The 24,964-nt window shown below is 60.5% G+C and carries 18 protein-coding genes; 12 read left to right on the forward strand and 6 right to left on the reverse strand.

Annotated elements, in window-relative coordinates:
• Positions 1 to 31 precede the first annotated feature (31 nt).
• From AB5Y80_RS05940 to ccoN, 6 genes are all read right to left on the reverse strand, one after another.
• Positions 32 to 2,428, reverse strand: coding sequence for a heavy metal translocating P-type ATPase (locus tag AB5Y80_RS05940; RefSeq protein ID WP_368172650.1), 2,397 nt, complete (start codon positions 2,426 to 2,428; stop codon positions 32 to 34).
• A gap of 88 nt (positions 2,429 to 2,516) precedes the next feature.
• Positions 2,517 to 3,005 carry a FixH family protein gene (locus AB5Y80_RS05945; RefSeq protein WP_368172651.1) on the reverse strand — a complete coding sequence of 163 codons (489 nt, stop codon included), beginning with the start codon at positions 3,003 to 3,005 and terminating at the stop codon, positions 2,517 to 2,519.
• A 113-nt stretch (positions 3,006 to 3,118) separates the two neighbouring features.
• Positions 3,119 to 4,108, reverse strand: a complete 990-nt coding sequence (gene ccoP / locus AB5Y80_RS05950) for a cytochrome-c oxidase, cbb3-type subunit III (protein ID WP_039040785.1) — start codon at positions 4,106 to 4,108, stop codon at positions 3,119 to 3,121.
• Entirely contained in the window at positions 4,108 to 4,287 is a 180-nt protein-coding gene (locus AB5Y80_RS05955) for a CcoQ/FixQ family Cbb3-type cytochrome c oxidase assembly chaperone (RefSeq protein ID WP_010674775.1), read from the reverse strand. Before AB5Y80_RS05955 ends, ccoP begins: the two co-directional genes overlap by 1 nt.
• An 11-nt stretch (positions 4,288 to 4,298) precedes the next feature.
• The gene (gene ccoO / locus AB5Y80_RS05960) at positions 4,299 to 4,913 is read right to left on the reverse strand and encodes a cytochrome-c oxidase, cbb3-type subunit II (protein ID WP_010674774.1); all 615 of its coding nucleotides are present in this window, start codon (positions 4,911 to 4,913) and stop codon (positions 4,299 to 4,301) included.
• Positions 4,914 to 4,931: 18 nt separating this feature from the next.
• Positions 4,932 to 6,356 (reverse strand): cytochrome-c oxidase, cbb3-type subunit I, encoded by a 1,425-nt coding sequence (ccoN, locus tag AB5Y80_RS05965; protein WP_010674773.1) that lies wholly within the window; start codon positions 6,354 to 6,356, stop codon positions 4,932 to 4,934.
• 279 nt (positions 6,357 to 6,635) lie between these two features.
• Between ccoN and AB5Y80_RS05970 the strand changes: the two genes are divergently transcribed.
• From AB5Y80_RS05970 to AB5Y80_RS06025, 12 genes are all read left to right on the forward strand, one after another.
• On the forward strand, positions 6,636 to 7,094 hold the full coding sequence (locus tag AB5Y80_RS05970) for a hypothetical protein (RefSeq protein WP_279955893.1): 459 nt from the start codon (positions 6,636 to 6,638) through the stop codon (positions 7,092 to 7,094).
• 108 nt (positions 7,095 to 7,202) lie between these two features.
• Positions 7,203 to 7,661, forward strand: coding sequence for a GAF domain-containing protein (locus AB5Y80_RS05975; protein WP_010674771.1), 459 nt, complete (start codon positions 7,203 to 7,205; stop codon positions 7,659 to 7,661).
• 101 nt (positions 7,662 to 7,762) lie between these two features.
• Positions 7,763 to 8,407, forward strand: coding sequence for an RNA chaperone ProQ (proQ, locus tag AB5Y80_RS05980; protein ID WP_010674770.1), 645 nt, complete (start codon positions 7,763 to 7,765; stop codon positions 8,405 to 8,407).
• Between the two features lie 8 nt (positions 8,408 to 8,415).
• Positions 8,416 to 10,431: a carboxy terminal-processing peptidase gene (prc, locus tag AB5Y80_RS05985; protein WP_045524882.1), complete on the forward strand. Its 2,016-nt coding sequence runs from the start codon at positions 8,416 to 8,418 to the stop codon at positions 10,429 to 10,431.
• 129 nt (positions 10,432 to 10,560) lie between these two features.
• Positions 10,561 to 13,185 (forward strand): aminopeptidase N, encoded by a 2,625-nt coding sequence (pepN, locus tag AB5Y80_RS05990; protein WP_368172652.1) that lies wholly within the window; start codon positions 10,561 to 10,563, stop codon positions 13,183 to 13,185.
• Positions 13,186 to 13,252: 67 nt separating this feature from the next.
• Complete coding sequence (locus AB5Y80_RS05995) at positions 13,253 to 13,474, forward strand: DUF2835 family protein (RefSeq protein ID WP_010674767.1); 222 nt, start codon at positions 13,253 to 13,255, stop codon at positions 13,472 to 13,474.
• Between the two features lie 274 nt (positions 13,475 to 13,748).
• Positions 13,749 to 18,590 carry an NAD-glutamate dehydrogenase gene (locus tag AB5Y80_RS06000; protein WP_368172653.1) on the forward strand — a complete coding sequence of 1,614 codons (4,842 nt, stop codon included), beginning with the start codon at positions 13,749 to 13,751 and terminating at the stop codon, positions 18,588 to 18,590.
• 47 nt (positions 18,591 to 18,637) lie between these two features.
• Positions 18,638 to 19,648, forward strand: a complete 1,011-nt coding sequence (pyrD, locus tag AB5Y80_RS06005; protein WP_039040791.1) for a quinone-dependent dihydroorotate dehydrogenase — start codon at positions 18,638 to 18,640, stop codon at positions 19,646 to 19,648.
• Positions 19,649 to 19,733: 85 nt separating this feature from the next.
• On the forward strand, positions 19,734 to 20,270 hold the full coding sequence (locus tag AB5Y80_RS06010) for a cell division protein ZapC (protein ID WP_041215146.1): 537 nt from the start codon (positions 19,734 to 19,736) through the stop codon (positions 20,268 to 20,270).
• Positions 20,271 to 20,578: 308 nt separating this feature from the next.
• Entirely contained in the window at positions 20,579 to 22,750 is a 2,172-nt protein-coding gene (gene rlmKL, locus AB5Y80_RS06015) for a bifunctional 23S rRNA (guanine(2069)-N(7))-methyltransferase RlmK/23S rRNA (guanine(2445)-N(2))-methyltransferase RlmL (protein WP_368172654.1), read from the forward strand.
• Complete coding sequence (locus AB5Y80_RS06020) at positions 22,750 to 22,977, forward strand: glutaredoxin family protein (protein WP_010674762.1); 228 nt, start codon at positions 22,750 to 22,752, stop codon at positions 22,975 to 22,977. Before rlmKL ends, AB5Y80_RS06020 begins: the two co-directional genes overlap by 1 nt.
• A gap of 72 nt (positions 22,978 to 23,049) precedes the next feature.
• Positions 23,050 to 24,960, forward strand: coding sequence for an ABC transporter ATP-binding protein (locus AB5Y80_RS06025; RefSeq protein ID WP_368172655.1), 1,911 nt, complete (start codon positions 23,050 to 23,052; stop codon positions 24,958 to 24,960).
• The last annotated feature ends 4 nt before the right edge of the window (positions 24,961 to 24,964 follow it).

The raw sequence follows: 24,964 nt of genomic DNA on the forward strand, positions 1-24,964 counted from the left end.
GCCGCCACCCGGGAGGATGCCAGACGGCTGCTCACCGGTTGAGCCGCATGGAGTTGGTGACCACGATGAGGGAGCTCAGGGACATGCCTGCCGCCGCCAGATAAGGGGGGAGCCAGCCACTGGCCGCCAGCGGCAGCACCAGCAGGTTGTAGCCGATGGACCAGGCAAAGTTCTCCTTGATGATCTTGCGAGTGCGCAGGGCCAGGGCCCGGGCGGCCAGCAGACGGGAGAGATCGTCGGCCAGCAGGATGGCGTCGGCACTGTTTTTGGCCAGATCCGTGCCCCCCGCCATGGCAAAGGACGCGTGGGCGCCGGCCAGCACAGGGGCGTCGTTGATGCCATCTCCCACCATGATGCTGATATCCCCGGCCGCTTCCCGGGCCTTGAGATAGGCCAGCTTGCCGTCCGGGGTGACCCCTTTTACCAGCTCATCGACCCCCAGCTCGCGGGCCAGCATGTCCGCCTGGTCCGAACCGTCGCCGGTGAGAATGGTGGTTTGCAGGCCTGCCTCCCTGAAGGCCTGGATCAGTGCACCGGCATCGGGGCGCAGCGTGTCGGCCAGGATGAAACGGGCCAGCAGTCCGTGTTCATCGGCCAGATAGATAGCCAGCCCTTGAACGGCATTCTCTTCCTGCGCCAGTTCTAGCCAGCGTGCACTGCCGATGCGGTAATGCTTGCCCTCAATCACCCCCTGCATGCCGTGGCCGATGACGGGGGTGACGTCGCTGGCGGTGAGCGGCACCCCGTCCGCCAGTGGTTTGCTTCGAAACGCACGGGCGATGGGGTGCTCGGAGTAGGTCTCCAGGGCCTGGGCGAGGGCGAGGCAGCGGGCTGCGTCGAGCTCGCCGAGGGGCTGGGTGCTCACCAGGCTGATGTTGCCCGTGGTCAGGGTTCCCGTCTTGTCCATCACGATGCGGTTGGCCCGGGTCAGAATGTCCAGCACGTGGCCGCGGCGCAGCAGGATGCCGCTGCGGGTCAGGTTGGCAGTGGCCGAGGTCAGTGCGGTCGGGGTGGCCAGCGAGAGGGCGCAGGGACAGGTCGCCACCAGCACCGCCAGGGTGACCCAGAAGGCCCGTTCGGGCTGATGAAAATGCCAGAAGGTCCAGACCGCAGCCGCAATGATCAGGAGCACCAGGATAAAGTGGCGCGACAGCACGTCCGCCAGTTGGGCGATGGCGGGCTTGTCGTCCAGAGCATGATCCTGCAGGCGCATGATCTGGGCCAGGCGCGACTCTTCAATGGAATGGCTGACCCGGATCTCCAGGGGGGCATCGGTGTTGATGGTGCCTGCATAGACGGGATCCCCGGCCTGTTTGAGCAGGGGCAACTGTTCGCCAGTCAGCATGGATTCGTTGAGGCTGGCCTGGCCCAGGGTGACGATGCCGTCGGCTGGCAGAGTGGCCCCCGCGAGTACCCGCACCCTGTCTCCGACTCGCAGCGTCTTGGCGGCCACCTCGTGTTCGCCGTCATCATCGATGCGAGTCGCCATGATGGGCACCAGGCGCGCCAGGTTGGAGCTCGATTCCGACGCCTTGCGCCTCGCTCGCAGTTCCAGCAGACGGCCCAACAGCAGGAAGAAGACGAACATGGTGATGGAGTCGTAATAGACCTCACCCGTGTTGAAGACCGTGGCCCAGATGGAGGCGACGAAGGCGCCGATCAGTGCCAGCGACACCGAGACATCCATGGAGAGGTGCCCCTGCTTCAGGCTGCGCCATGCCCCCACGTAAAAAGGCTGGGCCGAGTAGATCATGATGGGGGTGGAGAGCAGAAGGCTTATCCACTTGAAGTAGATCATGAACTCCTCTTCCACGCTGATGAAGAGGTCCATGTAGAGTGCCACGGCGCACATCATCACCTGCATGGAGCCAAGCCCGGCCAGCGCCATGCGGAACATGTAGCTGCGCACCTCTTTGGCGTAGAGCGCTTCCTGCTGATGAGTCTGGAAGGGATAGGCGCGATAGCCGACCCTGGCAAAGCCCTTGAGAATGTCGCTCAAAGAGAGCTGGGCCGGATCCCACTTGATGCGGGCGCGATGGGTGGTGGTATTGACGTTGATGTAACGCAGACCGCGCAGGGTCATCAGGTGCCGCTCGATGAGCCAGGCACAGGCGGCGCAGGTCAAGCCTTCCACCGTCAGCTGGATCTCGCGCGTAGTTTCGCGACCCGTACCGGTGTCGGTGACGAACTCCTGCTGCACCTCCGCCAGATCGTAGTGGGTGAGGGCGGCGAGCTCTTCGGGCACCAGCTCCCCCTTGATGCCGGGAGCGGTGCGGTGTTCGTAATAACTGGCGAGGCCGCATTCGAGAATGGTCTGTGCCACGGCCTGGCAGCCAGGGCAGCACATCGGCTGAACGATGCCTTTGATCTCGAGAGTAAAGTTACTGCCAGTGGGAACCGGTTCACCACAGTGAAAACAGCCGGTCATGGTGATCATCCCTCTTTGATGCAGCCCTGCAGGCCGGGTCGGGGAGAAGGGCGGCTGACCGGCGTGCCGATCACCCTGCCTTCGTGATTCAACGTCCCTTGGGATCGAGCTCAATCGCTGCCTGAGTCGGCAGTTGTGCCGTCTCCTGGAGGCGCCACTCATGGTTGAAGGCATCGACCCGCACGTGCCACTTGCCGGTGAGGGGCTTGTCCAGAATCAGTCGATAGACTCCCTTGCCATCGGCCGTCAGCAGATGTTCGCTGTCCAGGCCCGCCAACGTGGGATGAAACAGGGAGAGGTGCAGTGCTTGCCCTGGTGGGATCTTCCCTGCCAGGGGAGTCAAAGTCAGCTCTTTGTCGCTGACATTGAGGGCGATACGGATGCCGAGCGCCTCGGCGCGATCGAACTTGCTGAGATCCTGGTTAATCTCCTTGCCCTGCTTGTAGTAGTCCTCCGCTACCAGGTTGACCCCATCCTTGCTGGCAATGATGGCGGTGGCGATGCTGCCTACCACGGCGGCGCAGGGGAGGGCGATGATGAACCAGGGCCAGAATTGGCGATACCAGGGTTGGGTCATGATGCTACCGAAACAAATGGTTAACGAAATGGCGGTAATTCAGCCAACACAAGATAACAAAAAGCCTCGAAGAGTCGAGGCTTTTTGCTGATTAATCACGTGCTTATCACATGTTACTGCTGATTTTGCCGATCGTTGTGGGACAAGCTGTAAACGTAGGAAGCGAGCAGGTGTACCTTGTCTTCCCCCAGAATGTCCTTCCAGGCCGGCATCACGCCGTGGCGCCCGTGGGTGATGGTCTGTTCGACCACCTGACGGGAGCCGCCATAGAGCCAGATGTTGTTGGTCAAGTCGGGAGCGCCGAAGGCGATGCCGCCCTTGGCATCCGGGCCGTGGCAGGCGGCGCACATGGCAAAGCGTGCTTCCCCTTTCTTGGCTTCCACCAGATCAACCTTGCGACCGGAGAGGCTCAGCACATAGGAAGCCACCTCCTTCACCCCGTCCTGACCCAGGATCTCGCCCCAGGCGGCCATGATCCCCTGACGACCGCCCATGATGGTTGTCTTGATCTGGTCGGGGGCGCCGCCCCACTGCCATTCGCTGTCGGTCAGGTTCGGGAAACCGCGGCCACCGCGGGCATCGGAGCCATGACACTGGGAACAGTTTTGCAGGAACAGGCGCTGACCCACCTTCAGGGCTTCCGGATCCTTGGCGATCTCGGTGATCTCCTTGTAGCTCTTGCCGTCAGCCTGATAGGTCAGCTCGCGGAACTTGGCGCCGTAGATCTCGTCGGCCTTGGCAAGTTCCCGGTCGTATTCCACCGCGCGTCCTTCGGCCTTGGCAGACTCGGCCGCCGCCTTGGACTCGGCCAGGGAACGCACATCCTGGTTGGAGCTTTGCCAGCCCAGCAGACCCTTGAAGTTGCCAAGGCCCGGGAAGGCGAGCAGGTAGATGAGCCCGGTGACGATGAAGAAGAGGAACATATAGGACCACCACTTCGGCAGGGGATTGTTGATCTCCTCGATGCCGTCGAAGGTGTGACCCATGGGTTTGCCCTCTTCGGCCCCCATCTTGTCCTTCATGCACCAGGCCAGCAGCAGGAAGCAGCCGAGAATGGTGCCAAGGCTTATGACGGTCACAAAAATGCTAAACAGAGTGCTCATTATTGCTTCGCTCCTGCGTTCTTGTTATCAGCACTGGGTTGCTCGTCATCGGCAAAAACCAGGTTGGCGGCCTCGTCGAAAGAAGCCTTGCGGCGCTTGCTGTAGGCCCAGACGATGATGCCAATCATGATGACCATCAGCAGCAGGGTGTACAGGCCGCGAAATGTGCCGTAATCCATATCCCGACTCCTTATTTCAGGGCATGGCCCAGTGATTGCAGATAGGCGATCAGCGCATCCAGCTCGGTCTTGCCCTTGACGGCCTCACCGGCACCGGCGATGTCGGCATCGGTATAGGGCACGCCGAAGTGATCCCGGAACAGAGCCAGCTTCTTGCCGGTCAGCTCGCCGCTCAGCACATTGGTCTCGAGCCAGGGGAAGGCCGGCATGTTGGACTCGGGCACCACGTCGCGCGGGTTGATGAGGTGGGCGCGATGCCAGTCATCTGAGTAGCGACCGCCGACCCGGGCCAGATCCGGGCCGGTACGCTTGGAGCCCCACAGGAAGGGGTGCTCCCACACGCTCTCGCCGGCAACCGAGTAGTGGCCGTAGCGCTCGGTCTCGGCGCGGAACGGGCGGATCATCTGGCTGTGGCAGACGGTGCAGCCTTCGCGGATGTAGATGTCGCGTCCTTCCATCTGCAGGGCGGTATAGGGCTTGAGGCCCTCCACCGGCTCGTTGGTCTGCTTCTGGAAGAACAGGGGGGTGATCTCCACCAGGCCCCCCAGGCTGATGGCGAAGATGATGCCAATGACCAGCATGGGGACGCTTTTTTCAAAAATCTCGTGACGGTTGTTGTTGCTCATGCTTTAAACCCTTTCAAATCAGGCTGGCTGTGCGACGGGTTCCAGGGAACCCTTGGGCGCAGTGACGGTGCGATAGGCGTTGTAGGCCATCAGCAGCATGCCGGTGACGAAGAAGCAGCCACCCAGGAAGCGCACGAAGTAGAAGGGATAGGAAGCTTGCAGCGCCTCCACGAAGCTGTAGGTCAGGGTGCCGTCGTCGTTGACCGCACGCCACATCAGGCCCTGCATCACACCGGAAATCCACATGGCGACGATATAGAGCACGGTGCCCACGGTGGCCAGCCAGAAGTGGACGTTGATGAGCTTGATGCTGTACATGCGCCCCTGCCCGAACAGGTTCGGGATCAGGTGGTAGACGGCACCGATGGACACCATGGCAACCCAGCCCAGGGCACCGGAGTGAACGTGACCGATAGTCCAGTCGGTGTAGTGGGAGAGGGCGTTGACGGTCTTGATCGCCATCATGGGGCCTTCGAAGGTCGACATGCCGTAGAACGACAGGGAGACGATCAGGAAGCGCAGGATGGGGTCATAACGCAGCTTGTGCCAGGCACCCGAGAGGGTCATGATGCCGTTGATCATGCCGCCCCAGGAGGGCACGAACAGGATGAGGGACATCACCATGCCCAGCGACTGGGCCCAGTCAGGCAGGGCGGTATAGTGCAGGTGGTGCGGACCGGCCCAGATATAGAGGGAGATCAGCGCCCAGAAGTGCACGATGGAGAGGCGGTAGGAGTAGACGGGGCGACCCGCCTGCTTGGGCACGAAATAGTACATCATGCCAAGGAAGCCCGCCGTCAGCAGGAAGCCCACCGCGTTGTGGCCATACCACCACTGCACCATGGCATCCATGGCACCGGAGTACATGGAGTAGGACTTCATGCCGGAGAGGGGCACTTCCATGTTGTTGACGATGTGCAGCACGGCCACCGTAATGATGAAGGCACCGAAGAACCAGTTCGCCACATAGATGTGGGAGGTGGTGCGCTTGACCAGGGTGCCGAAGAAGACGATGGCGTAACTCACCCAGACCACGGCGATGGCGATGTCGATGGGCCACTCCAGCTCGGCGTACTCTTTGGAGGTGGTGTACCCCAGCGGCAGCGAGATGGCTGCAGACAGAATGATCGCCTGCCAGCCCCAGAACACGAAGGAGGCGAGGGGACCACCAAACAGTCGGACCTGACAGGTGCGCTGCACCACGTAGAAGGAGGTGGCCATCAGGGCGCTGCAACCAAATGCGAAGATGACCGCATTGGTATGCAGGGGACGCAGACGGCTGTACGTCAGCCAGGGGGTGTCGAAGTTGAGGGCAGGCCAGATCAATTGGGCTGCAATCAATACACCCACCGACATGCCGACGATACCCCAGACAATCGTCATGACGGTGAACTGGCGCACAACGGTGTAGTTGTACTCAGGGTGGTTTGTTGTATGGCTCATCGTTGTATTCCGCTTCCGATGCTGTTGTTTGTGTTGCCCGGTGTCCTGGGCCATTTTCACCCCGGTTTTGCAAAATCCTCTCGTTAACATCTGTTAATAAAAGGAAAAGCAAAAGGTGGTTAAATGAAAATCCATTGAGAATGATACTGAAATGACCGGTAAAATAACAGTACAAACAGTGATATATTTGGCTCCAGCGGGTCTCATGTCCGCCAGTTTTTACCTTGCGCCAGATCACGAAAATTACATTTTCAACGTACCTTACAGAGCTGTTTTTTCATGAAAGAGAGACTCACTTCACGCAAAATCGTCCACCTGTCCATGGTGCTGGTCATTTTGCTCTCCCTGATGGCCTATCGAACCTGGTTTTCAGGCACAGGAAGCGATCATGAAGAGGGCACCAATGTTCAGATTTGTGATCTGTCCCACAGCCCCTGCCGCCTCATCGTCGGGGATCGCCCGCTGACGGTCAGCATCGATGGCTTGCCGATCCGCCCTGAACATGACTTTGTCCTGCGCCTTCAAGGGGGTGTGCCGGCCATCACGCCGGTCAAGGCCTGGCTCGAGGGCAAGGAGATGTTCATGGGGCTCATCCCCGTGCAGTTTGAACCCAGCCAAGCGGGGTGGCGAGGGGTGACCCAGGTGGGAAGTTGTACGACCGAGGCGATGGACTGGCTCCTGACCATCGAGTGGAGCAATGGCCAGCGCCATCAACTGACGTTGGGGGCGGCACGTTGAACGGCCTCTCATCGGGACCCAAGAGGGGGGATAATTGAAAATTGATTTGAAATTTTCAGGCAGGACGGTACCTTGCATTGATTATCAAGGAGTGAAGTTCATTTAATCATGATTGAAAAACAAGCATTTTATCGCACGCTCAACCAGCAGGCCCAGGCATTGCTGGAGGGCGAACCCGACATGATCGCCACCCTGGCAAACCTGTCTGCCCTGCTCAATCAGGAACTGGCTGACATCAACTGGGTTGGTTTCTACCTGCTGCAGGGCGAGACCCTGGTGCTCGGCCCGTTCCAGGGCAAGCCGGCCTGTGTGCGCATCCCGGTCGGGCGCGGCGTCTGTGGCACTGCGGTTGCCGAGGGCAAGACCCAGCTGGTGGACGACGTTCACCAGTTCGCGGGGCACATTGCGTGCGACGGTGCCAGCAACTCGGAAATCGTGATCCCGCTGCGCCGTGGCGGGGAGATCATCGGGGTGCTGGACATCGACAGCCCAATCTTTAACCGCTTTGACGAGCAGGACCGGATTGGCCTCGAAGAAACGGTGCAAATTTTGGAAAGCATGCTCTAAGTCATTGCTAGATGGTTCGCAAAAGGTCCCAAGCTCTCTATAATGGGGCCTTTGTTGTGTTCGGGCATGCCCGTGCGTCTATATGAAAGCCAAGGTTATACATGGAAAACACTGAAAAGCTGAAGAACAGTAAAGAGATCGTCGCCTACCTGGTCGAGAAATTCCCGGCCTGCTTCATCGCTGAAGGAGAGGCCAAGCCACTCAAGATTGGCATCTTCCAGGATCTGGCCGCGCGTCTTGCTGATGACGAGAGAGTCTCCAAGACCATGCTGCGCTCTGCTCTGCGTCAATACACCTCCAGCTGGCGTTACCTGCATGGCCTCAAGGCTGGCCAGGCCCGTGTCGATCTGGACGGCAACCCGGGCGAGCTGCTCACCGAAGAGCACATCGAGCATGCCAAACAGGCGCTCAAGGAGAGCAAGGAACGTGTCTTTGCCAGCCGCCGCACCAACACCAAGGAGAAGGAAGACAAGCCCAAGCAGCCGCGTCGCAACGCGCCGCGCAAGGCTGACGCTCCCCGCTCCGACAAGCCCAAGTCCGCCCCTGCTCCCAAGGCTGCACCGGTCGCTGATGCGCCGCTGGTGAAAGTGGATGCCGCTACTCTGAAAGTCGAGCAGGGCGTGCGCGTCGTGCTGGGCAAGTCCCCTGTGCCTGCGACCATCAAGGAAGTGACCAAGGATGACGTACAGGTTCAATTGCAGACCGGCATGATGTTGCGGGTCAAGTTCGAGCATCTGGTTCTCTAAGGAGACGAATGTTGAAGCATGGCGTGATTCGTTTTTCACTCGTTGCCTGTAGCCTGGCGCTTGCCGGGCTCGCACAGGCCATCGAGCCGGTGCTCAAGGAAAGTGATTTGCCTGTGTTGGCTCAAGAGAGCCAACATGCTACGGCCAGCAAGCGAATTGCCAATCTGTTTACCCGCTCCCACTACAAACAGTTCAAGCTGGACGACGCCTTTTCCTCCGTGATCTTTGACAAGTATCTGGAGAATCTGGACTACAGCCGCAACCTGTTTCTGGCCTCTGACATCAGCCGTTTTGAGAAATATCGTACCGGTTTTGACACCGACCTCGAGCGAGGGCGGCTGGCTCCGGCCTACGAGATGTTCAACCTGAGTCAGCAGCGGCGGTACGAGCGGTTCGAATACGCCCTCAAACTGCTCGACACTCCCTTCGATTTTACCCAGAAAGACAATTACGTCTTCGATCGGGAAGGGGCTCCCTGGCCCAAGGATGAAGCCGAGCTCAACGAGCTGTGGCGTCAGCGGGTCAAGTTCGATGCCCTGAGCCTCAAGCTCAGCGGCAAGGAGTGGCCCGAGATCAAGGAGCTGCTTGGCAAGCGTTACAACAACGCCATCAAGCGGATGTCCCAGACCGAGAGCGAGGACGTGTTCCAGCTCTTCATGAACTCCTTCGCCCGCGCCATCGAACCGCACACCAGCTATCTGTCTCCGCGCAGTGCCGATCGGTTCAACACCGAGATGAACCTCTCGCTGGAGGGGATTGGTGCCGTGCTGCAGGCGGAAGATGACTTCACCGTCATCCGCTCCCTGGTGCCCGGTGGCCCGGCGGCCAAGTCCAATCACCTGAAACCCGATGACAAGATCACCGGGGTGGGGCAGGACGACGGCAAGATTGTGGATGTCATAGGCTGGCGTCTTGACGACGTGGTCGAGCTCATCAAGGGGCCCAAGGGCAGCAAGGTGAAGCTGGAGATCCAGCGCGGCAAGGGCGCGACCGCCAAGACCGAGCTGGTGGAGCTGGTGCGTGACAAGGTGCGTCTGGAAGACAGAGCCGCCAAGTCCAAGGTGATCACCGCCGAGGGCAAGAAGATCGGCGTGCTCGAGATCCCGAGCTTCTACGTCAACCTGCACGACGACGTGATCAAGGAGATCTCCAGCCTCAACAAGCAGAAGATCGACGGCCTCATCGTCGATCTGCGCGGCAACGGCGGCGGTGCCTTGACGGAAGCCTCCGCCCTGAGCGGTCTCTTCTTCGCCAGCGGCCCCGTGGTGCAGATCCGTGATCACATGGGTCGCATCACCGTCAACGGCGACGACGACGGCAATGTCTACTACGGTGGCCCCATGTCGGTGATGATCGACCGCTACAGCGCCTCGGCCTCCGAGATCTTCGCCGCTGCCATGCAGGACTATGGTCGTGCGCTGATCCTCGGCGAAAACTCGTTCGGCAAGGGGACGGTGCAGCAGCATCGCAGTCTCGCCAAGGTCTATGACTTCTACGAGCAGCCGCTGGGTCACGTGCAGTACACCATCGCCAAGTTCTACCGTATCGATGGCGGCAGTACCCAGAACAAGGGGGTTGCACCCGATATCGCCTTCCCGACCGCAGTGGCGCCGGGTGAGACGGGGGAGAGCCGCGAGTTCAACGCCTTGCCCTGGGACAAGATTGCCTCGGCCAGCTACGAGCGACTGGGGGACTTCTCCAGCTTGCTGCCCAAGCTGAAATCGGCCCACGAGGCGCGGATCACCAAGGATCCGGAATTTGCCTATGTGCTGCAGGACATCAAGGAGTATCAGGCGGACAAGGACAAGAAGTCGGTCTCCCTGAACGAAGCCGAGCGGCTGGCTGAACAGGCCAAACAGGACGAGAAGGCGCTGGCGCGAGCCAACGAGCGGCTGACCCGTCTTGGCAAGCCGACGGTGAAGAGCCTGGATGAACTGCCGACCGATTTCGAGGCACCTGACGAATACCAGGTGGAAGCGGCCAACATCACGGCGGATCTGGCCACCCTCAGCAAGAAGAGCTGATGCTGGCAACGAAATGACAAGGGCGACTCGGGTCGCCCTTTCTTTTGCCTGAATGCAAACTATTTGACCCTGTCCGAGCCTTGTGACAGCCTCTGACACGTCAATAACAAAGCGTGGAAGCACACAATAATGACTGAACAACCTCAGACCATGACGGCCAAATATCGCCAGGATTACCAGGCTCCCCTCTATTGGTGTGACAGCCTGGATCTCGATTTTCAGCTGCAAGAGCCCCTGACCCGGGTCACCGCCATCTCCCGTTTGCGTCGCAGCGGCGATCACAACGAGCCCCTGGTGCTGGACGGCGAGGGGCTTGACCTTGTCAGTGTCAGTGTGGATGGCGTGCCCTATCAGCAATACGAGCAGGGAGAGAGTAGCCTGACCCTGTTCAACCTGCCGGCCGAGTGCGTGCTGACCGTGGTCACCGACATTGATCCCGCCGCCAACACGGCACTGGAGGGGCTCTACAAATCCGGCGATGCCTATTGCACCCAGTGCGAGGCCGAGGGCTTTCGTCGTATCACCTATTACATGGACAGGCCGGACATCCTGGCCCGTTACAGTACCCGCATCACCGCCGACAAGGCCAAGTACCCCTATCTGCTCTCCAATGGCAACAAGGTCGCGAGCGGCGATCTGGACGACGGTCGCCACTTCGTGCAGTGGCAGGATCCCTTCCCCAAACCGAGTTACCTGTTTGCCCTGGTGGCCGGTGACTTCGATGTGGAACGCAACCACTTCATTACCAAAAGCGGCCGCCAGGTGGCGCTCGAGATCTTCGTGGACAAGGGCAACCTGGACCGCGCCGGTTTCGCCATGGAGAGCCTCATCAACTCCATGCGCTGGGACGAGCAGCGTTTCGGCCTCGAGTATGACCTCGACATCTACATGATCGTGGCGGTGGACTTCTTCAACATGGGGGCCATGGAGAACAAGGGGCTCAACATCTTCAACTCCAAGTTCGTGCTGGCCAACCCGGCCACTGCCACCGATGCGGACTACCACGGCATCGAGCGGGTGATCGGCCACGAATACTTCCACAACTGGACCGGCAACCGTGTCACCTGCCGCGACTGGTTCCAACTCAGCCTCAAAGAGGGGCTGACGGTGTTTCGGGATCAGGAGTTCTCCTCCGATCTGGGGTCGCGCGGCGTCAACCGCATCAACAACGTGCGCACCGTGCGCGGTCCGCAGTTTGCCGAAGATGCCGGCCCCATGGCCCACCCCATCCGCCCGGATGTGGTGATCGAGATGAACAACTTCTACACCCTGACCGTCTACGAGAAGGGCTCTGAAGTGATCCGCATGATGCACACCCTGCTGGGGGAGGACGCCTTCCAGGCGGGCATGCGCCTCTACTTCGAGCGTCACGACGGCTCTGCTGCCACCTGCGACGACTTCGTGCAGGCGATGGAGGATGCCTCCGGGGTGGATCTCGCTCGCTTCCGCCGCTGGTACAGCCAGTCCGGCACCCCCGAGCTCACCGTGACCGACGAATACGATGCCGAAAGCGGTGTCTATCGTCTGCACGTGAGCCAGCACACGCCGCCGACCCAGGATCAGCCACAAAAGCTGCCGCTGCATATCCCCCTCGACATCGAGCTCTACGATGAGCAGGGGGCCGTCATCCCGCTGCAATACCAGGGCAAGGCCATCGGCAATGTGCTGGACGTGCTGGAAGCACAGCAGACGTTCGAATTCGATCGAGTGCCGGTCAGACCGGTACCCTCTCTGTTGCGAGACTTCTCCGCCCCGGTCAAGCTGCACTATGACTACAGCGACGAGGCCCTGGCCTTCCTGATGCGTCATGCCCGCAACGAGTTTGCCCGCTGGGACGCCGCCCAGATGCTGATCAACAAGGCGGTGATCGACGGGGTGGCCCGGGTCCAGCACGGGCAGGGGATTGAACTCTCCCACACCCTGCTGGCGGCCTTTGTCGCCATTCTGGACGAGGCTGCACTGGATCCCGCCCTCAAGGCAGAGATCCTGGCCCTGCCGGGGGAGGCGACCCTGGCCGAGCTGTTCGAGGTGGCCGACATCGACGCCATCCACCAGGTGCGCAACGGGATCCAGACCGCATTGGCCCACGCCTTCGGCGACCGCCTGCTGGCGTGCTACGAGAGCCTGCGTCTGCCGGCTTATCAGGTGGTCCATGCCGACATGGCCAAGCGGGCCCTCAAGGGTGTGGTGCTGGGTTATCTGGCGGCGCTGGATGCCGCGAAGGCCGATACTCTGGTGCGCGAGCAGTACGGGGCTGCCGACAACATGACCGACACCCTGGCGGCGCTCCAGGTGGCCAACAGCCATCTGCTGCCGTGCCGCGCCGCGCTCTTGGCCGACTTCGAAGGCAAGTGGGCCCATGATGGCCTGGTACTGGACAACTGGCTGCGGTTGGTGGGGGCCACGCCGGCCAAGGATGTGCTCGATGACGTGAAGCAGGCGATGGCGCACCCGACCTTCAGCATCCGCAACCCGAACCGGCTGCGGGCGCTCATCGGCAGCTTCGCCATGAACAACCAGGTGCAGTTCCACGCCGCCGATGGCAGCGGCTATCGCTTCCTGACCGATCTCTTGATCGAGCTCAACGAGGTCAATCCCCAGGTGGCGTCCCGCCTCATCACCCCGCTTATCCAGTTCAAGCGGCTCGATGAGGGGCGCAAGGCGCTGGTTCGCGCCGAGCTGACCCGCCTGGCCAACCTGGACGGGCTGGCGCGGGATCTGTTCGAGAAGGTGAGCAAGGCGCTGGCACAGTAAGCGTCACGACGGCGGGCAGGGGAGCCTGGCTCTCCTGCCCGTTTTTCATGGATGACCAGGAGGTGACATGAGGCAATACACTTTTCGGCTCTCCCTTGGCCGCGACGAGATCATGCTGATGTACCAGGGGCAGGTGAACCGCCTGGTGGTACGTACCGAGCAGGGTCTGACCCTGGAGCTGGGGTTGGAGAAAATCCGGCGTTTTGTGTCGGAGAGCGGCGTTCACGGCTACTTTCGACTGAAAACCCAGGACGATCATCGCTTCATTTCCCTGGAACGCATAAATTAACAAAACTTGAACATCAATCCGGGTAAATATCTGCTTTAAGTCACTATCTATCCGGTAAATGGCGCGGCATCCAGTGGGATTTTCTGAATTTTGCCAACTTGGCAAAATTTATCACAACCCAAGCCGTGATCTGTCCCTTGTTTTTAACATCCCGTTATCACCTTTGCTCGCCTTCCTTGATCCAAGCCATTACACTTCGCTGCAACTCTGTACCGGTGGGCATCCTGGGTGGATGTCGCCGTGTCTGTGATGTCGTCCGATAAGGAAACTAGCAATGGCATTGAAAGACGCCCCTACCTCCGTTCTGCTCGAAAACGTTCTCAGTCTGATCCACCAGAAATTGCCGAAAAACAGTGCCTCCCTGGTCGAATGTTTCGTTGCCAAGTTCTACGGCAACATGGCCAGCACTGATCTTCATGACCGCAATGACAGCGATCTCTATGGCGCGGCCCTCAGTCTGTGGAATGCCCTCAACCACCGTACCGGCATCGAGCCCTATATCCGGGTCTACAACCCCGAGCTGACCCGCCACGGATGGCAGTCTCCCCATACCATCGTCGAGATCATCCTGCAGGATTCCCCCTTCCTGGTGGACTCCATCCGCATGGCGCTCAAGCGTCTCAATATCACCGCCCACATGATGCTGCACCAGCCGCTGCACCTGATCCGCGGCGAAGGCGGCAAGATTGGCGCCATCCTGGATCTGGACAACACCGCAGAGCAGACCTCGGTGGAAACCGCCTTCCTCATCGAAATCGATCACCTGACCGGTGAAGAGGAGATGGACGCCCTGACTGCCGAGCTCAACTCGGTGGCGCGGGAAGTGGCCCTGGCGGTGGGAGACTGGCAGCCCATGCTGGCGCGCCTGAACGAGATCATCGAGGAGCTGCCCAAACGCAAGAACCCGGTCAGCCAAGCCGAGGTTGACTCCTGCGTCGCCTTCCTCAAATGGGTGGCCGCCCACAACTTCACCCTGATGGGTTATCGTCGCTACGACGTCAAGGCGGTGGAGGGGGATCACGAGATCCTGCCGCAGCCCGAGTCCAGCCTGGGGCTGATGAAGAACTCCATCAAGGACGAAGGCCAGCGCCTCGGCACCATGCCCGCCAGCGCCCGTCACGCGGCCCTCAGTTCCGACTTGCTGATCCTCACCAAGTCCAACAGCAAGTCCCGGGTGCATCGTCCGGCCTATGTGGACTACATCGGCATCAAGCGTTTCGACGAGCACGGCAAGGTGGTGGGAGAGGATCGCTTCATCGGCCTGTATGCCTCCTCCATCTACAACACCAGTGCGACCCAGATCCCCCTCATCAGCCACCGCCTCGAGCGCATCATGGCCGCCTCCGGCTTTGAATCGGGCTCCCATGCCTACAAGGCGCTGCTGAACGTACTGGAAACCTACCCGCGCGACGAGCTGATCCAGGCCCGTGAAGAGGAGCTGCTGGCCACCGGTCTCGGGGTGCTGGAGATGCAGGAGCGGGACATGCTGCGCCTGTTCGTGCGCCGCGACGTCTACGGCCGCTTCTTCTCCTGCATGGTCTATGTCACCAAGGAGCGCTACAACACGGCGCTGCGGGTCAAGACCCAGCAGATTTTGCAGAAATATTTTGGCAGCTGCATCGATGTGGAGTTCAACGTCTACTTCACCGAGGGCGTGCTGGCACGGACCCACTACATAGTGCGGGTCAACAACAACAACGTGGATGTGGATGTGAACGAAGTACAGAACAACCTGATTGAAGCGGCCCGCAGCTGGGATGACCGCCTGGATTCCGTGCTGCTTTCCCACTATGGCGAGGCCCGCGGCAACGAGCTGCGCCGCCGTTTCAGCACCGCCTTCCCCCGCGCCTACAAGGAAGATGTGCTGCCGGGCTCTGCCGTCGCGGACATCATGGCCCTGGATGGATTGAGCGAGGCCGAGCCGCTTGGCATGCTGTTCTACCGCGCCCAGGAGGAGGAGAACGATCGCCGGGTACGCCTCAAGCTGTTCCACCGAAGCGAACCCATCCACCTCTCCGACGTCCTGCCCATGCTGGAAAACATGGGGCTGCGCGTCATCGGCGAGACACCGTATCAGGTACGGACCCCCACCGGCGAGGTGTTCTGGATCCTCGATTTCTCCATGCTGCTGCGCGGTGAGCAACCGTTCGATCTGGAGCAGAGCCAGCAGCGCTTCCAGCAGGCCTTCGCCGCCATCTGGAACAAGACCCTGGAAGATGACGGCTTCAACCGTCTGGTACTGGGGGCCGGCCTCACCGGTCGTCAGGTATCCGTGCTGCGGGCCTATGCCAAATACATGCGCCAGACCGGCGTCTCCTTCAGCCAGTCCTACATCGAGGAGACCCTGACCCGTTATCCGGACATCGCCCAGCTGCTGTTCACTCTGTTCGAACAGCGCCTGGATCCGGCCATCAAGCAGGATGCCAAGGTGCAGGCCAAGCTGCACGAGGAGCTTGCGGCCAAGCTGGATCAAGTCGCCAACCTGGATGACGATCGCATCATTCGCCGTTATGTGGAGATGATCGACGCCACCCTGCGCACCAACTACTACCAGCTGGACAAGGCGGGCAACATCAAGCCCTACATCTCCTTCAAGCTGGCCCCCTCCAGCATCACCGACATGCCGCTGCCGCTGCCCAAGTTCGAGATCTTCGTCTACTCCCCGCGAGTGGAAGGGGTACACCTGCGCTGGGGCAAGGTGGCCCGTGGCGGCCTGCGCTGGTCCGATCGCAAAGAGGACTTCCGCACCGAAGTGCTGGGTCTGGTGAAAGCCCAGCAGGTGAAGAACACCGTCATCGTGCCGGTGGGTGCCAAGGGCGGCTTCTATTGCAAGCAGATGCCAGCGGGAGCGCCCCGTGCCGTCATCCAGGAGGAGGGCAAGGCCTGCTACCGTCTGTTCATCCGCGGCCTGCTCGATGTGACCGACAACATCATCCAGGGCGAGGTGATCCCGCCAAAATCCGTGGTGCGTCACGACGAGGATGACTACTACCTGGTAGTGGCCGCCGACAAGGGCACCGCGACCTTCTCCGACATCGCCAACGAGATAAGCCTCGAATACGGCCACTGGCTCGGCGATGCGTTTGCCTCCGGCGGCTCGGTGGGCTATGACCACAAGAAGATGGGCATCACCGCCCGCGGCGCCTGGGAATCGGTCAAGCGCCACTTCCGTGAGATTGGCATCAACTGCCAGACCACCGACTTCACCTGCGTGGGGATAGGTGACATGGCCGGCGACGTGTTCGGCAACGGCATGCTGCTCTCCGAGCACATCCAGCTGGTGGGCGCCTTCAACCACATGCACATCTTCGTCGACCCGACCCCGGATGCGGCCAGGAGCTTCGTCGAGCGCAAGCGCCTGTTCGAGCTGCCAGGCTCCAGCTGGGATGACTACAACCGTGAACTCATCTCCAAGGGGGGCGGCATCTTCCTGCGCTCTGCCAAGTCCATCAAGCTGAGCCCGGAAATGCAGACCCTGCTCGGCACCGACAAGAGCGGCATGGCCCCGAACGAGCTGATCAAGGCGCTGCTCTGCCTGAACGTCGACCTGCTCTGGAACGGCGGCATCGGCACCTATGTGAAGAGCGCCCGCGAGAGCGACGCCGATGTCGGGGATCGCAGCAACGACGTGCTGCGGGTCAATGGCCGCGATCTGCGTGCCCGCATCGTGGGCGAGGGTGGCAACCTGGGCTTCACCCAGCTTGGCCGGGTGGAGTACGCGAGTCAGGGTGGTCGCATCAACACCGACTTCACCGACAACGTGGGCGGGGTGGATTGCTCCGACAACGAGGTCAACATCAAGATCCTGCTCAACCAACTGGTGGCCGCCGGGGATCTGACCCTCAAGCAGCGCAACCAGATGCTCTACGAGATGACGGATGCGGTGGCCCAGGTGGTCATCACCAACGCCTATCGCCAGTCACAGTCCATCTCGGTGACCGCCTTCCGTGGTGCCGAGCAGCTGAAAGAGCAGCAGCGCTTCATCCAGGGGCTGGAGCGGGAAGGCAAGCTGGACCGGGCGCTCGAGTTCCTCCCCTCCGACGAGGAGCTCTCCGAGCGGATGGCGGCAGGGCAGGGGTTGACCCGACCCGAGCTCGCCGTGCTGGTGGCTTATGGCAAGATGGTGCTCAAAGAGCAGCTCAACTGCCCGGAAGTGACCGAAGAGCCCTTCCTCGCCAACATGCTGGTCACCAGCTTCCCGACCCAGTTGCAGCAGCAATTTGGTGCGGCCCTGGCCCAGCATCCACTGCGAGGCGAGATCATCGCGACCCGGGTGGCCAACATGCTGGTCAACGACATGGGGCTCAACTTCGCCAGCCGGATGAAGGACGAGACCGGTGCCTCGGTGGCGGAAGTGGCCTGCTGCTTCGCCATGGCCCGGGAAGTGTTCGGCCTCGGCGCCCTGTGGCGTGACATCGAAGGGTGTGACAACGGGGTGGATGCCCAGACCCAGCTCGAGCTGATGTTCTACAGCCGCCGCATCGTGCGCCGCGCCACCCGCTGGTTCCTGCGCGCCCGCAATCGCAGCTGGAGCATCGGCGAGAACATCGCCTTCTTCCGCCCGGCCTTCGAGACCTTGAGTCAGCACCTTTATGAGGTAATGGACGAGAGCGAAGTGGCCGAACACAGCCAGGCTGTCGCCGCCCTGATGGAGAAACAGGTGCCGGAGGCCATCGCCCGTCGCGTGGCACACATGAGCAGCCTCTTCTCCTGCCTGGATCTGGCGCAGATTGCCGCGGAGCACAAGACCGACATCCTGCGGGTTGCCAACGTCTACTATCGCCTGGGCGCCAAGCTGGATCTGCACTGGTTCCTCGAGCAGATCAACCATCAGCCGGTGGGCAACCACTGGCAGGCGATGGCGCGGGCTTCCTTCCGCGAAGATCTGGACTGGCAGCAACGCAGCCTCACCTCCGTGGTACTGGAAGGGTGCAAAGAGCAGGGGGAATGCGCTACCATACTGGCCGACTGGATTTCGGAGCATGAGCAACTCTTGTCCCGTTGGACCCACATGTTGGCCGACTTCAAGACCACGAGCACGCACGAGTTCGCCAAGTTCTCGGTGGCCTTGCGAGAGTTGAACCTGCTCCAGTTGAATTGCCGAACCTCGGCATAACCCCAAAAGCCCCGGCCAGTTGCCGGGGCTTTTTTTAAGGAGCAAGCATGCTGTACCCACTCGCCAGGCATTTTCTGTTCAAACTCAATCCGGAGCAGGCTCACGATCTCTCCATCAAATATTTGCCCCGCCTTCTCGGTACCCCGCTTGATTGTTTCTTCCGCCATTCTCTGCCCAAACGCCCCGTCACCGTCATGGGGCTTAATTTTGCCAATCCGGTGGGGTTGGCCGCCGGTCTGGATAAAGACGGGGAGTGCATCGATGCCTTCGGCGCCATGGGGTTCGGTTTCATCGAGGTCGGTACCGTGACCCCCAGACCCCAGAGCGGCAATGACAAGCCTCGTCTCTTCCGGGTGATCCCGGCCGAGGGGATCATCAACCGCATGGGATTCAATAACAAGGGAGTCGATCACTTGGTGGCCAAGGTGAAAGAGGCCAAATATCAGGGGGTGATCGGCATCAATATCGGCAAGAACAAGGACACCCCCATCGAGCAGGGCAAGGATGATTACCTTCTCTGCATGGACAAGGTGTATGACCACGCCGGTTATATTGCGGTCAATATTTCCTCGCCAAACACCCCGGGTCTGCGTCAATTGCAATATGGCGATGCACTGGATGAACTGCTGGCCGCATTGAAACAGCGCCAACAGGAGCTGGCCGAGAAATATAAAAAGTATGTGCCGCTGGCCGTGAAAATTGCCCCGGATCTGTCACTCGATGAAATAGATCAGGTAGCCGCCTCTTTGATCAAGAACCGTATTGACGGTGTCATCGCCACCAATACCACTCTGGAGCGGGAGATGATATATGACATGCCCCATGCCGCAGAGGCCGGCGGGCTTAGCGGTCGTCCGCTCCAGCACAAGAGCACCGAGGTGATCCGCCACCTGGCCAAGGCCCTCGACGGCGCCCTGCCCATTATCGGTGTGGGTGGTATCGACAGCGCCATGGCGGCTCGGGAAAAACTGGCGGCGGGTGCCAGTCTTGTCCAGATTTACAGCGGCTTTATTTATAAAGGGCCGAGTCTGGTCAAAGAGATCGTTACCCATATTTAAAAAATAACCGGTTGCCCTTATTTAACGTTGCTCAAATTCTCGACATGGAATAAAGTCGAGGGACGGCTTAGATAAGGGCACCACCATGTGTATTCAACCCAATGACAATTGGCAGTGGCATTATGACGCTCAGGATGATCGCCTGATGCTGGATTTGTCCGATCGCATGATATTTGCCACCGAATATAAAGGTCGGCAACTTGTTCCCTGTTCTTTCACCACCCAGCCTTTTTGTGTGGATGATGCCGCCCTCTATTACCAGTTGATGGACAAGGCCGCTGAACTCGACTGGAGTACGCCCCACCAGGTCCAGCTGGTCCTCAATGCCATCGCCGTCAGCCGTTTTTATAAACCCCTGATGCCGCAAAGCTGGTTCTTTCATGAACAGCAGGCTCACGTTTTTCCGGATATGGGATCCCTGGTGTGGATGGATACGCCCCATGGTCGGGGGGAATTCATGGTCATCGAAGCCGGCGATCAGGCGAGTGTTTGCCTGAACCTGACCGACGAGCTGGTGCTGACCAACAGCAAGACGCTGCCGCGCTTTGCCGTGATCAAGGTGATGAATAACCGGATGCAAGCCAGAGTTCGGGCACAGACACAATATCGGGAAGTGGGCTGACGACGGGGCCGTTATATGGCGACGAATAAGTCCGTTATAGGCCTGCTATATTGGTCTGATATTTAAGCGCTCAGTCTCTCTCTTGTTCCATTATTTGTATTTTCTCCTTCGTCTGGTCGTCACGACCATTTTCTGCCTGGTCCGGGCAAGATTTTCGAATTCTTTACGAATGTGATGGTAGACAACTGCCAGCCAGGAGCGGGATCCTGTCGCCCGCAAGGGGGAGGGGAGCGTTTGCCGCGCCTCTTGCCGTTTATATGGCGCCTTTGTCCAAGGTTCGAGTGCCGAGCGCGGGCCGATAAGGTATAATGCGGCACTATTTTTATGGCATCCCCGTGAGCGTGATGAAAGAATTTTTTGCAACCTGCCCCAAAGGGCTGGAAAACCTGCTGGCCGTCGAGCTGACCAATCTGGGTGCGGAGCAGGTCCGTGAGACCGTGGCCGGCGTCCACTTCAAGGGCGAACTGGCCATCGGCTACAAGGCCTGTCTGTGGAGCCGCTTTGCCTCCCGTATCGTGCTGGTGCTCTCCGAGTTCCAGATGAACGACGATCTGGACCTCTACCTCGGGGCCCATACCATTCCCTGGGAAGATCACTTCTCCGGTACCGCCACCATCGCGGTGGACTTTACCGGTACCAACGCCTCCATTCGCAATACCCAGTACGGCGCCCTGAAGATCAAGGACGCCATCGTCGATCGCTTCACCAAGCGCGGTCACGTGCGCCCGGATGTGGACAAGAAGTCCCCGGACATTCGCATCATGGCGCACCTTGGCAAAGGCAAGGCCAATATCACGCTGGACTTGTCAGGCCCGGCGCTGCACCAGCGCTTCTATCGCCAGGGCACCGGCGAGGCGCCCCTCAAAGAGAACCTGGCTGCGGCCATGATTGCCCGCAGCGGCTGGGCCGGCGAACCCATGATGGACCCCATGTGCGGCTCCGGTACCCTGCTGATTGAAGCGGCCTTCATCGCTGCCGACATGGCGCCGGCCCTGCGCCGCGAGCGCTTCGGTTTCGATCGCTGGCTGCAACACGATGGTGAACTGTGGCAGAGTCTGATGATGGAAGCCCAGGTGCGTGCCAAGCGCGGCATGCAGCGCTGCGAGGTGAAACTGTTCGGTTGCGATGCGGATACCCGGGTCCTGATGAAGGCCCGTGACAACGCCAAGGCCGCCGGCGTGGCCCATCTCATCACCTTCAAGCAGGCCGATGTCACCAAGCTGGAAAACCCGCTGCCGATGCCGGCTGTGGAAGGGGAGAACCGTCAGGTCGGCATGCTCATCTCCAACCCGCCCTATGGCGAGCGTCTTGGGGAGTTCCCGGCTTTGCTGGAAGTGCATCAGGCCCTTGGCGATGCCCTGCGCCGTGGCTTCCAGGGGTGGAAGGTCACCATTCTCTCCGCTTCTCCCGAACTCCTGAGCTGCCTGCGCCTGCGTGCCGACAAGCAGTATCGCCTGTTCAACGGCGCCCTCGAGTGCCAGCTGCGCAACTACCAGATCGCCCTCGATGCCGTCGCTTCCCAGAAAGAGGTGGCCCAGGACTTTGCCAACCGTCTGCGCAAGAATCTGAAGACCCTCGAGAAATGGGCGAGCAAGGAGAACCTCGATTGCTACCGCCTCTATGACGCGGACTTGCCGGAGTACAACGCCGCCATCGACCGCTATCAGGACTATCTGGTGGTACAGGAGTACGCGGCGCCCAAGGACATTCCAGCCCAGAAGACCCGCCAGCGTCTGCTGGACATGGTGCAGGCCGCCATCAAGGTGACCGGCATGGACGGCGAGAAGGTGATCCTGAAGGTGCGCGAGCGCCAGGAAGGCAAACAGCAGTACCAGAAGCTCTCCGAAGAGCAGCACCGGATGGAAGTGCAGGAGTACGGTGCACGCCTCTGGGTCAACCTCTATGACTATCTGGACACCGGCCTCTTCCTCGACCACCGCCAGACCCGCCGCATGCTGGGCCAGATGGCTCGGGGCAAGCGCTTCCTGAACCTCTTTGCCTACACCGGCAGTGCCACCGTGCACGCGGGGCTCGGCGGCGCCCGCGAAACCACCACGGTGGACATGTCGCGCACCTACCTCAACTGGGCCCAGGACAACATGCGCCTCAACTCGCTGGTGGGCCGTGAGCACAAGTTCGTGCAGGCGGACTGCCTGAAGTGGTTGTCGGAAGCCGACGAGCAGTACGACCTCATCTTCATCGATCCGCCCACCTTCTCCAACTCCAAGCGGATGGACGAGAGCTTCGACGTGCAGCGGGATCACCTGCTGTTGATGCAGCACCTCAAGCGCCTGCTCGCGGCGGACGGCACCCTGGTCTTCTCCAACAACAAGCGCCACTTCAAGATGGACTTGGCCGGCCTTGACGCCATCGGTCTCAAGGCGCAGAACATCACGAACAAGACTCGGCCCAAGGACTTCGAGCGCAACCAGCATATCCACAACTGCTGGATCATCACCCACGCCGAGGCACAAGGCTGATGCTGACCCTGTTTCACACCGACGGCTGCCACCTGTGCGAACAGGCGTGGACGCTGGTGGAACAGGCCGGGATGGCCGCGCAGACCCGCCGCTGCGACATCCTGGAGGAGGAGGCCTGGCTCGAGGCTTACCGGGTGCGCATCCCGGTGCTGCAAGACAGTGCCGGCCGGGAGCTGGGCTGGCCTTTCACCCTGGGAGAGCTGCAAGGCTGGCTGGCACAGGGGTGAGCAGGATTTGACGACAAAACGGGGGCAGACTCACGCTGCCGCCCGTTTTTTCATAAGCAACAAGGAACAAACATGGCTCTTTTGACATTGCACGGCGCGTCCCTGTCGTTCAGTGATTTTCCGCTGCTCGACCATGCCGAGCTCACCATAGAGCGGGGCGAGCGCCTCTGTCTGGTGGGTCGCAACGGGGCGGGCAAGTCTACCCTGATGAAGGTGATTGCCAGCGAATTGCCGCTGGACGACGGCCGTCTGGTGTTGCAACAAGATTTGAAAGTGACCCGCCTCGAGCAGGATCCGCCCGCCTCGAGCGAGATCACCGTGTTCGATTACGCCGCAGAAGGGCTGGCCGGGGTAGGGGAGCTGCTCAAGCAGTACCACCATGTCTCCCACGCCCTGGCGCACGACCCTTCCGATGCCAACATTCGCACCATGAGCCAGTTGCAGGAGCAGCTCGACTATCAGAACGGGTGGCAGTACGAAACCCGCATCAATCAGGTGCTGACCCTGCTCGATCTCGACCCTGATGTGACGCTCGACAGTCTGTCAGGCGGCTGGCTGCGCAAGGTGGCTCTGGCCCGCGCCCTGGCGTGTGACCCGGATCTGTTGCTGCTGGACGAGCCGACCAACCACCTGGACATCGATGCCATCAACTGGCTGGAAGAGTTCCTCAAGGACTTTCGCGGCGCCATAGTCTTCATCTCCCACGACCGGGAGTTCATCCACAAGCTGGCGACCCGGATCATCGATCTCGATCGCGGCGTGATCACCTCCTGGCCCGGCAACTACGACGAATATCTGCAAGGCAAGGAGGAGTGGTTGCGGGTCGAGGAGCTGAAAAACGCCGAGTTCGACCGCAAGCTGGCCCAGGAAGAGGTGTGGGTGCGCCAGGGGATCAAGGCGCGTCGTACCCGCAACGAGGGACGGGTGCGGGCCCTCAAGGCGATGCGCATGGAGCGCACCCAGCGCCGGGAACTGCAGGGCAAGGCCAAGCTGCAACTGGACGAGGCGGGCCGCTCCGGCAAGCTGGTGTTCGAGACCGAGGGGCTGGGGCTGGACTTTGGTGATCGCACCCTGTTCCAGGGACTGGATCTGCAGGTGCTGCGCGGGGACAAGATTGCTCTGGTTGGCCCCAACGGCTGCGGCAAGTCGACCCTGATCAAGCTGCTGATGGGCCAGCTCGAGGCGAGCCGTGGCTCGGTGCGCCAGGGGACCAACCTGGAAGTGGCCTACTTCGATCAATACCGTGAGCAGCTCGATCCCGAAAAGACGGTGGTGGACAACGTGGGGGAGGGCAAGCAGGAGGTGATGGTTCGCGGCCGCTCCCGTCACATCCTCGGCTATCTGCAGGACTTCCTGTTCGAGCCCAAGCGGGCGCGCACCCCGGTCAAGGCCTTGTCAGGGGGCGAGAAAAACCGTCTACTGTTGGCCAAACTCTTCCTCAAGCCCAGTAACTTGTTGATTCTGGATGAACCAACCAACGACCTGGATGTCGAAACGCTGGAATTGCTGGAAGAGCTGCTCACCGATTATCCGGGCACCCTGCTGCTGGTCAGCCACGATCGCCGTTTCATCGACAATACCGTGACCGGCTGCTGGCTGTTTGAAGGGGATGGACGGATCAGCGATTATGTCGGGGGCTACGCCGACATGATGGCCACACGAGCCTTGCAGGCCGCCCAACAGACGGCCAAGCCGGCCCCGGTCAAGGTGGCAGAGCCTGTCGCGTCGGCAGCGGAGCCTGCGAAAAAAACACGAAAACTCTCTTACAAGTTGCAACTGGAGCTGGATAATCTGCCAGCCCGGCTGGAACAGTTGGAAATGGACCTCGATGCCCTGCAGGCCGAGATTAACCACCCCGGTTTCTTCTCCCTGCCAGCAGAGCAGACCCAGCCCAAACTGGATGCATTGAATGCGGCAGAGGCCGCATTGGAACACGCCTTCTCCCGTTGGGAGGAGTTGGAAGCGTTGAAACATCAAGACTAAGGAA

Origin of the sequence: Aeromonas sp. R2-1 (genome assembly GCF_040908425.1) — a bacterium.
Taxonomy (GTDB): Bacteria; Pseudomonadota; Gammaproteobacteria; order Enterobacterales; family Aeromonadaceae; genus Aeromonas; species Aeromonas caviae.

What these genes read in the sequence shown, in the direction of transcription:
- AB5Y80_RS05970 (WP_279955893.1), top strand. Translation starts at nt 6,636, where the DNA reads ATGAAAGAGAGACTCACTTCACGCAAAATCGTCCACCTGTCCATGGTG.
- pepN (WP_368172652.1), top strand. Translation starts at nt 10,561, where the DNA reads ATGACTGAACAACCTCAGACCATGACGGCCAAATATCGCCAGGATTAC.
- ccoO (WP_010674774.1), bottom strand. Translation starts at nt 4,913, where the DNA reads ATGAGCAACAACAACCGTCACGAGATTTTTGAAAAAAGCGTCCCCATG.
- AB5Y80_RS05975 (WP_010674771.1), top strand. Translation starts at nt 7,203, where the DNA reads ATGATTGAAAAACAAGCATTTTATCGCACGCTCAACCAGCAGGCCCAG.
- ccoN (WP_010674773.1), bottom strand. Translation starts at nt 6,356, where the DNA reads ATGAGCCATACAACAAACCACCCTGAGTACAACTACACCGTTGTGCGC.
- rlmKL (WP_368172654.1), top strand. Translation starts at nt 20,579, where the DNA reads ATGCGGCACTATTTTTATGGCATCCCCGTGAGCGTGATGAAAGAATTT.
- prc (WP_045524882.1), top strand. Translation starts at nt 8,416, where the DNA reads ATGTTGAAGCATGGCGTGATTCGTTTTTCACTCGTTGCCTGTAGCCTG.
- AB5Y80_RS06010 (WP_041215146.1), top strand. Translation starts at nt 19,734, where the DNA reads ATGTGTATTCAACCCAATGACAATTGGCAGTGGCATTATGACGCTCAG.
- AB5Y80_RS06020 (WP_010674762.1), top strand. Translation starts at nt 22,750, where the DNA reads ATGCTGACCCTGTTTCACACCGACGGCTGCCACCTGTGCGAACAGGCG.
- AB5Y80_RS06025 (WP_368172655.1), top strand. Translation starts at nt 23,050, where the DNA reads ATGGCTCTTTTGACATTGCACGGCGCGTCCCTGTCGTTCAGTGATTTT.
- pyrD (WP_039040791.1), top strand. Translation starts at nt 18,638, where the DNA reads ATGCTGTACCCACTCGCCAGGCATTTTCTGTTCAAACTCAATCCGGAG.
- proQ (WP_010674770.1), top strand. Translation starts at nt 7,763, where the DNA reads ATGGAAAACACTGAAAAGCTGAAGAACAGTAAAGAGATCGTCGCCTAC.
- AB5Y80_RS05955 (WP_010674775.1), bottom strand. Translation starts at nt 4,287, where the DNA reads ATGGATTACGGCACATTTCGCGGCCTGTACACCCTGCTGCTGATGGTC.
- AB5Y80_RS05945 (WP_368172651.1), bottom strand. Translation starts at nt 3,005, where the DNA reads ATGACCCAACCCTGGTATCGCCAATTCTGGCCCTGGTTCATCATCGCC.
- AB5Y80_RS05940 (WP_368172650.1), bottom strand. Translation starts at nt 2,428, where the DNA reads ATGACCGGCTGTTTTCACTGTGGTGAACCGGTTCCCACTGGCAGTAAC.
- ccoP (WP_039040785.1), bottom strand. Translation starts at nt 4,108, where the DNA reads ATGAGCACTCTGTTTAGCATTTTTGTGACCGTCATAAGCCTTGGCACC.
- AB5Y80_RS06000 (WP_368172653.1), top strand. Translation starts at nt 13,749, where the DNA reads ATGGCATTGAAAGACGCCCCTACCTCCGTTCTGCTCGAAAACGTTCTC.
- AB5Y80_RS05995 (WP_010674767.1), top strand. Translation starts at nt 13,253, where the DNA reads ATGAGGCAATACACTTTTCGGCTCTCCCTTGGCCGCGACGAGATCATG.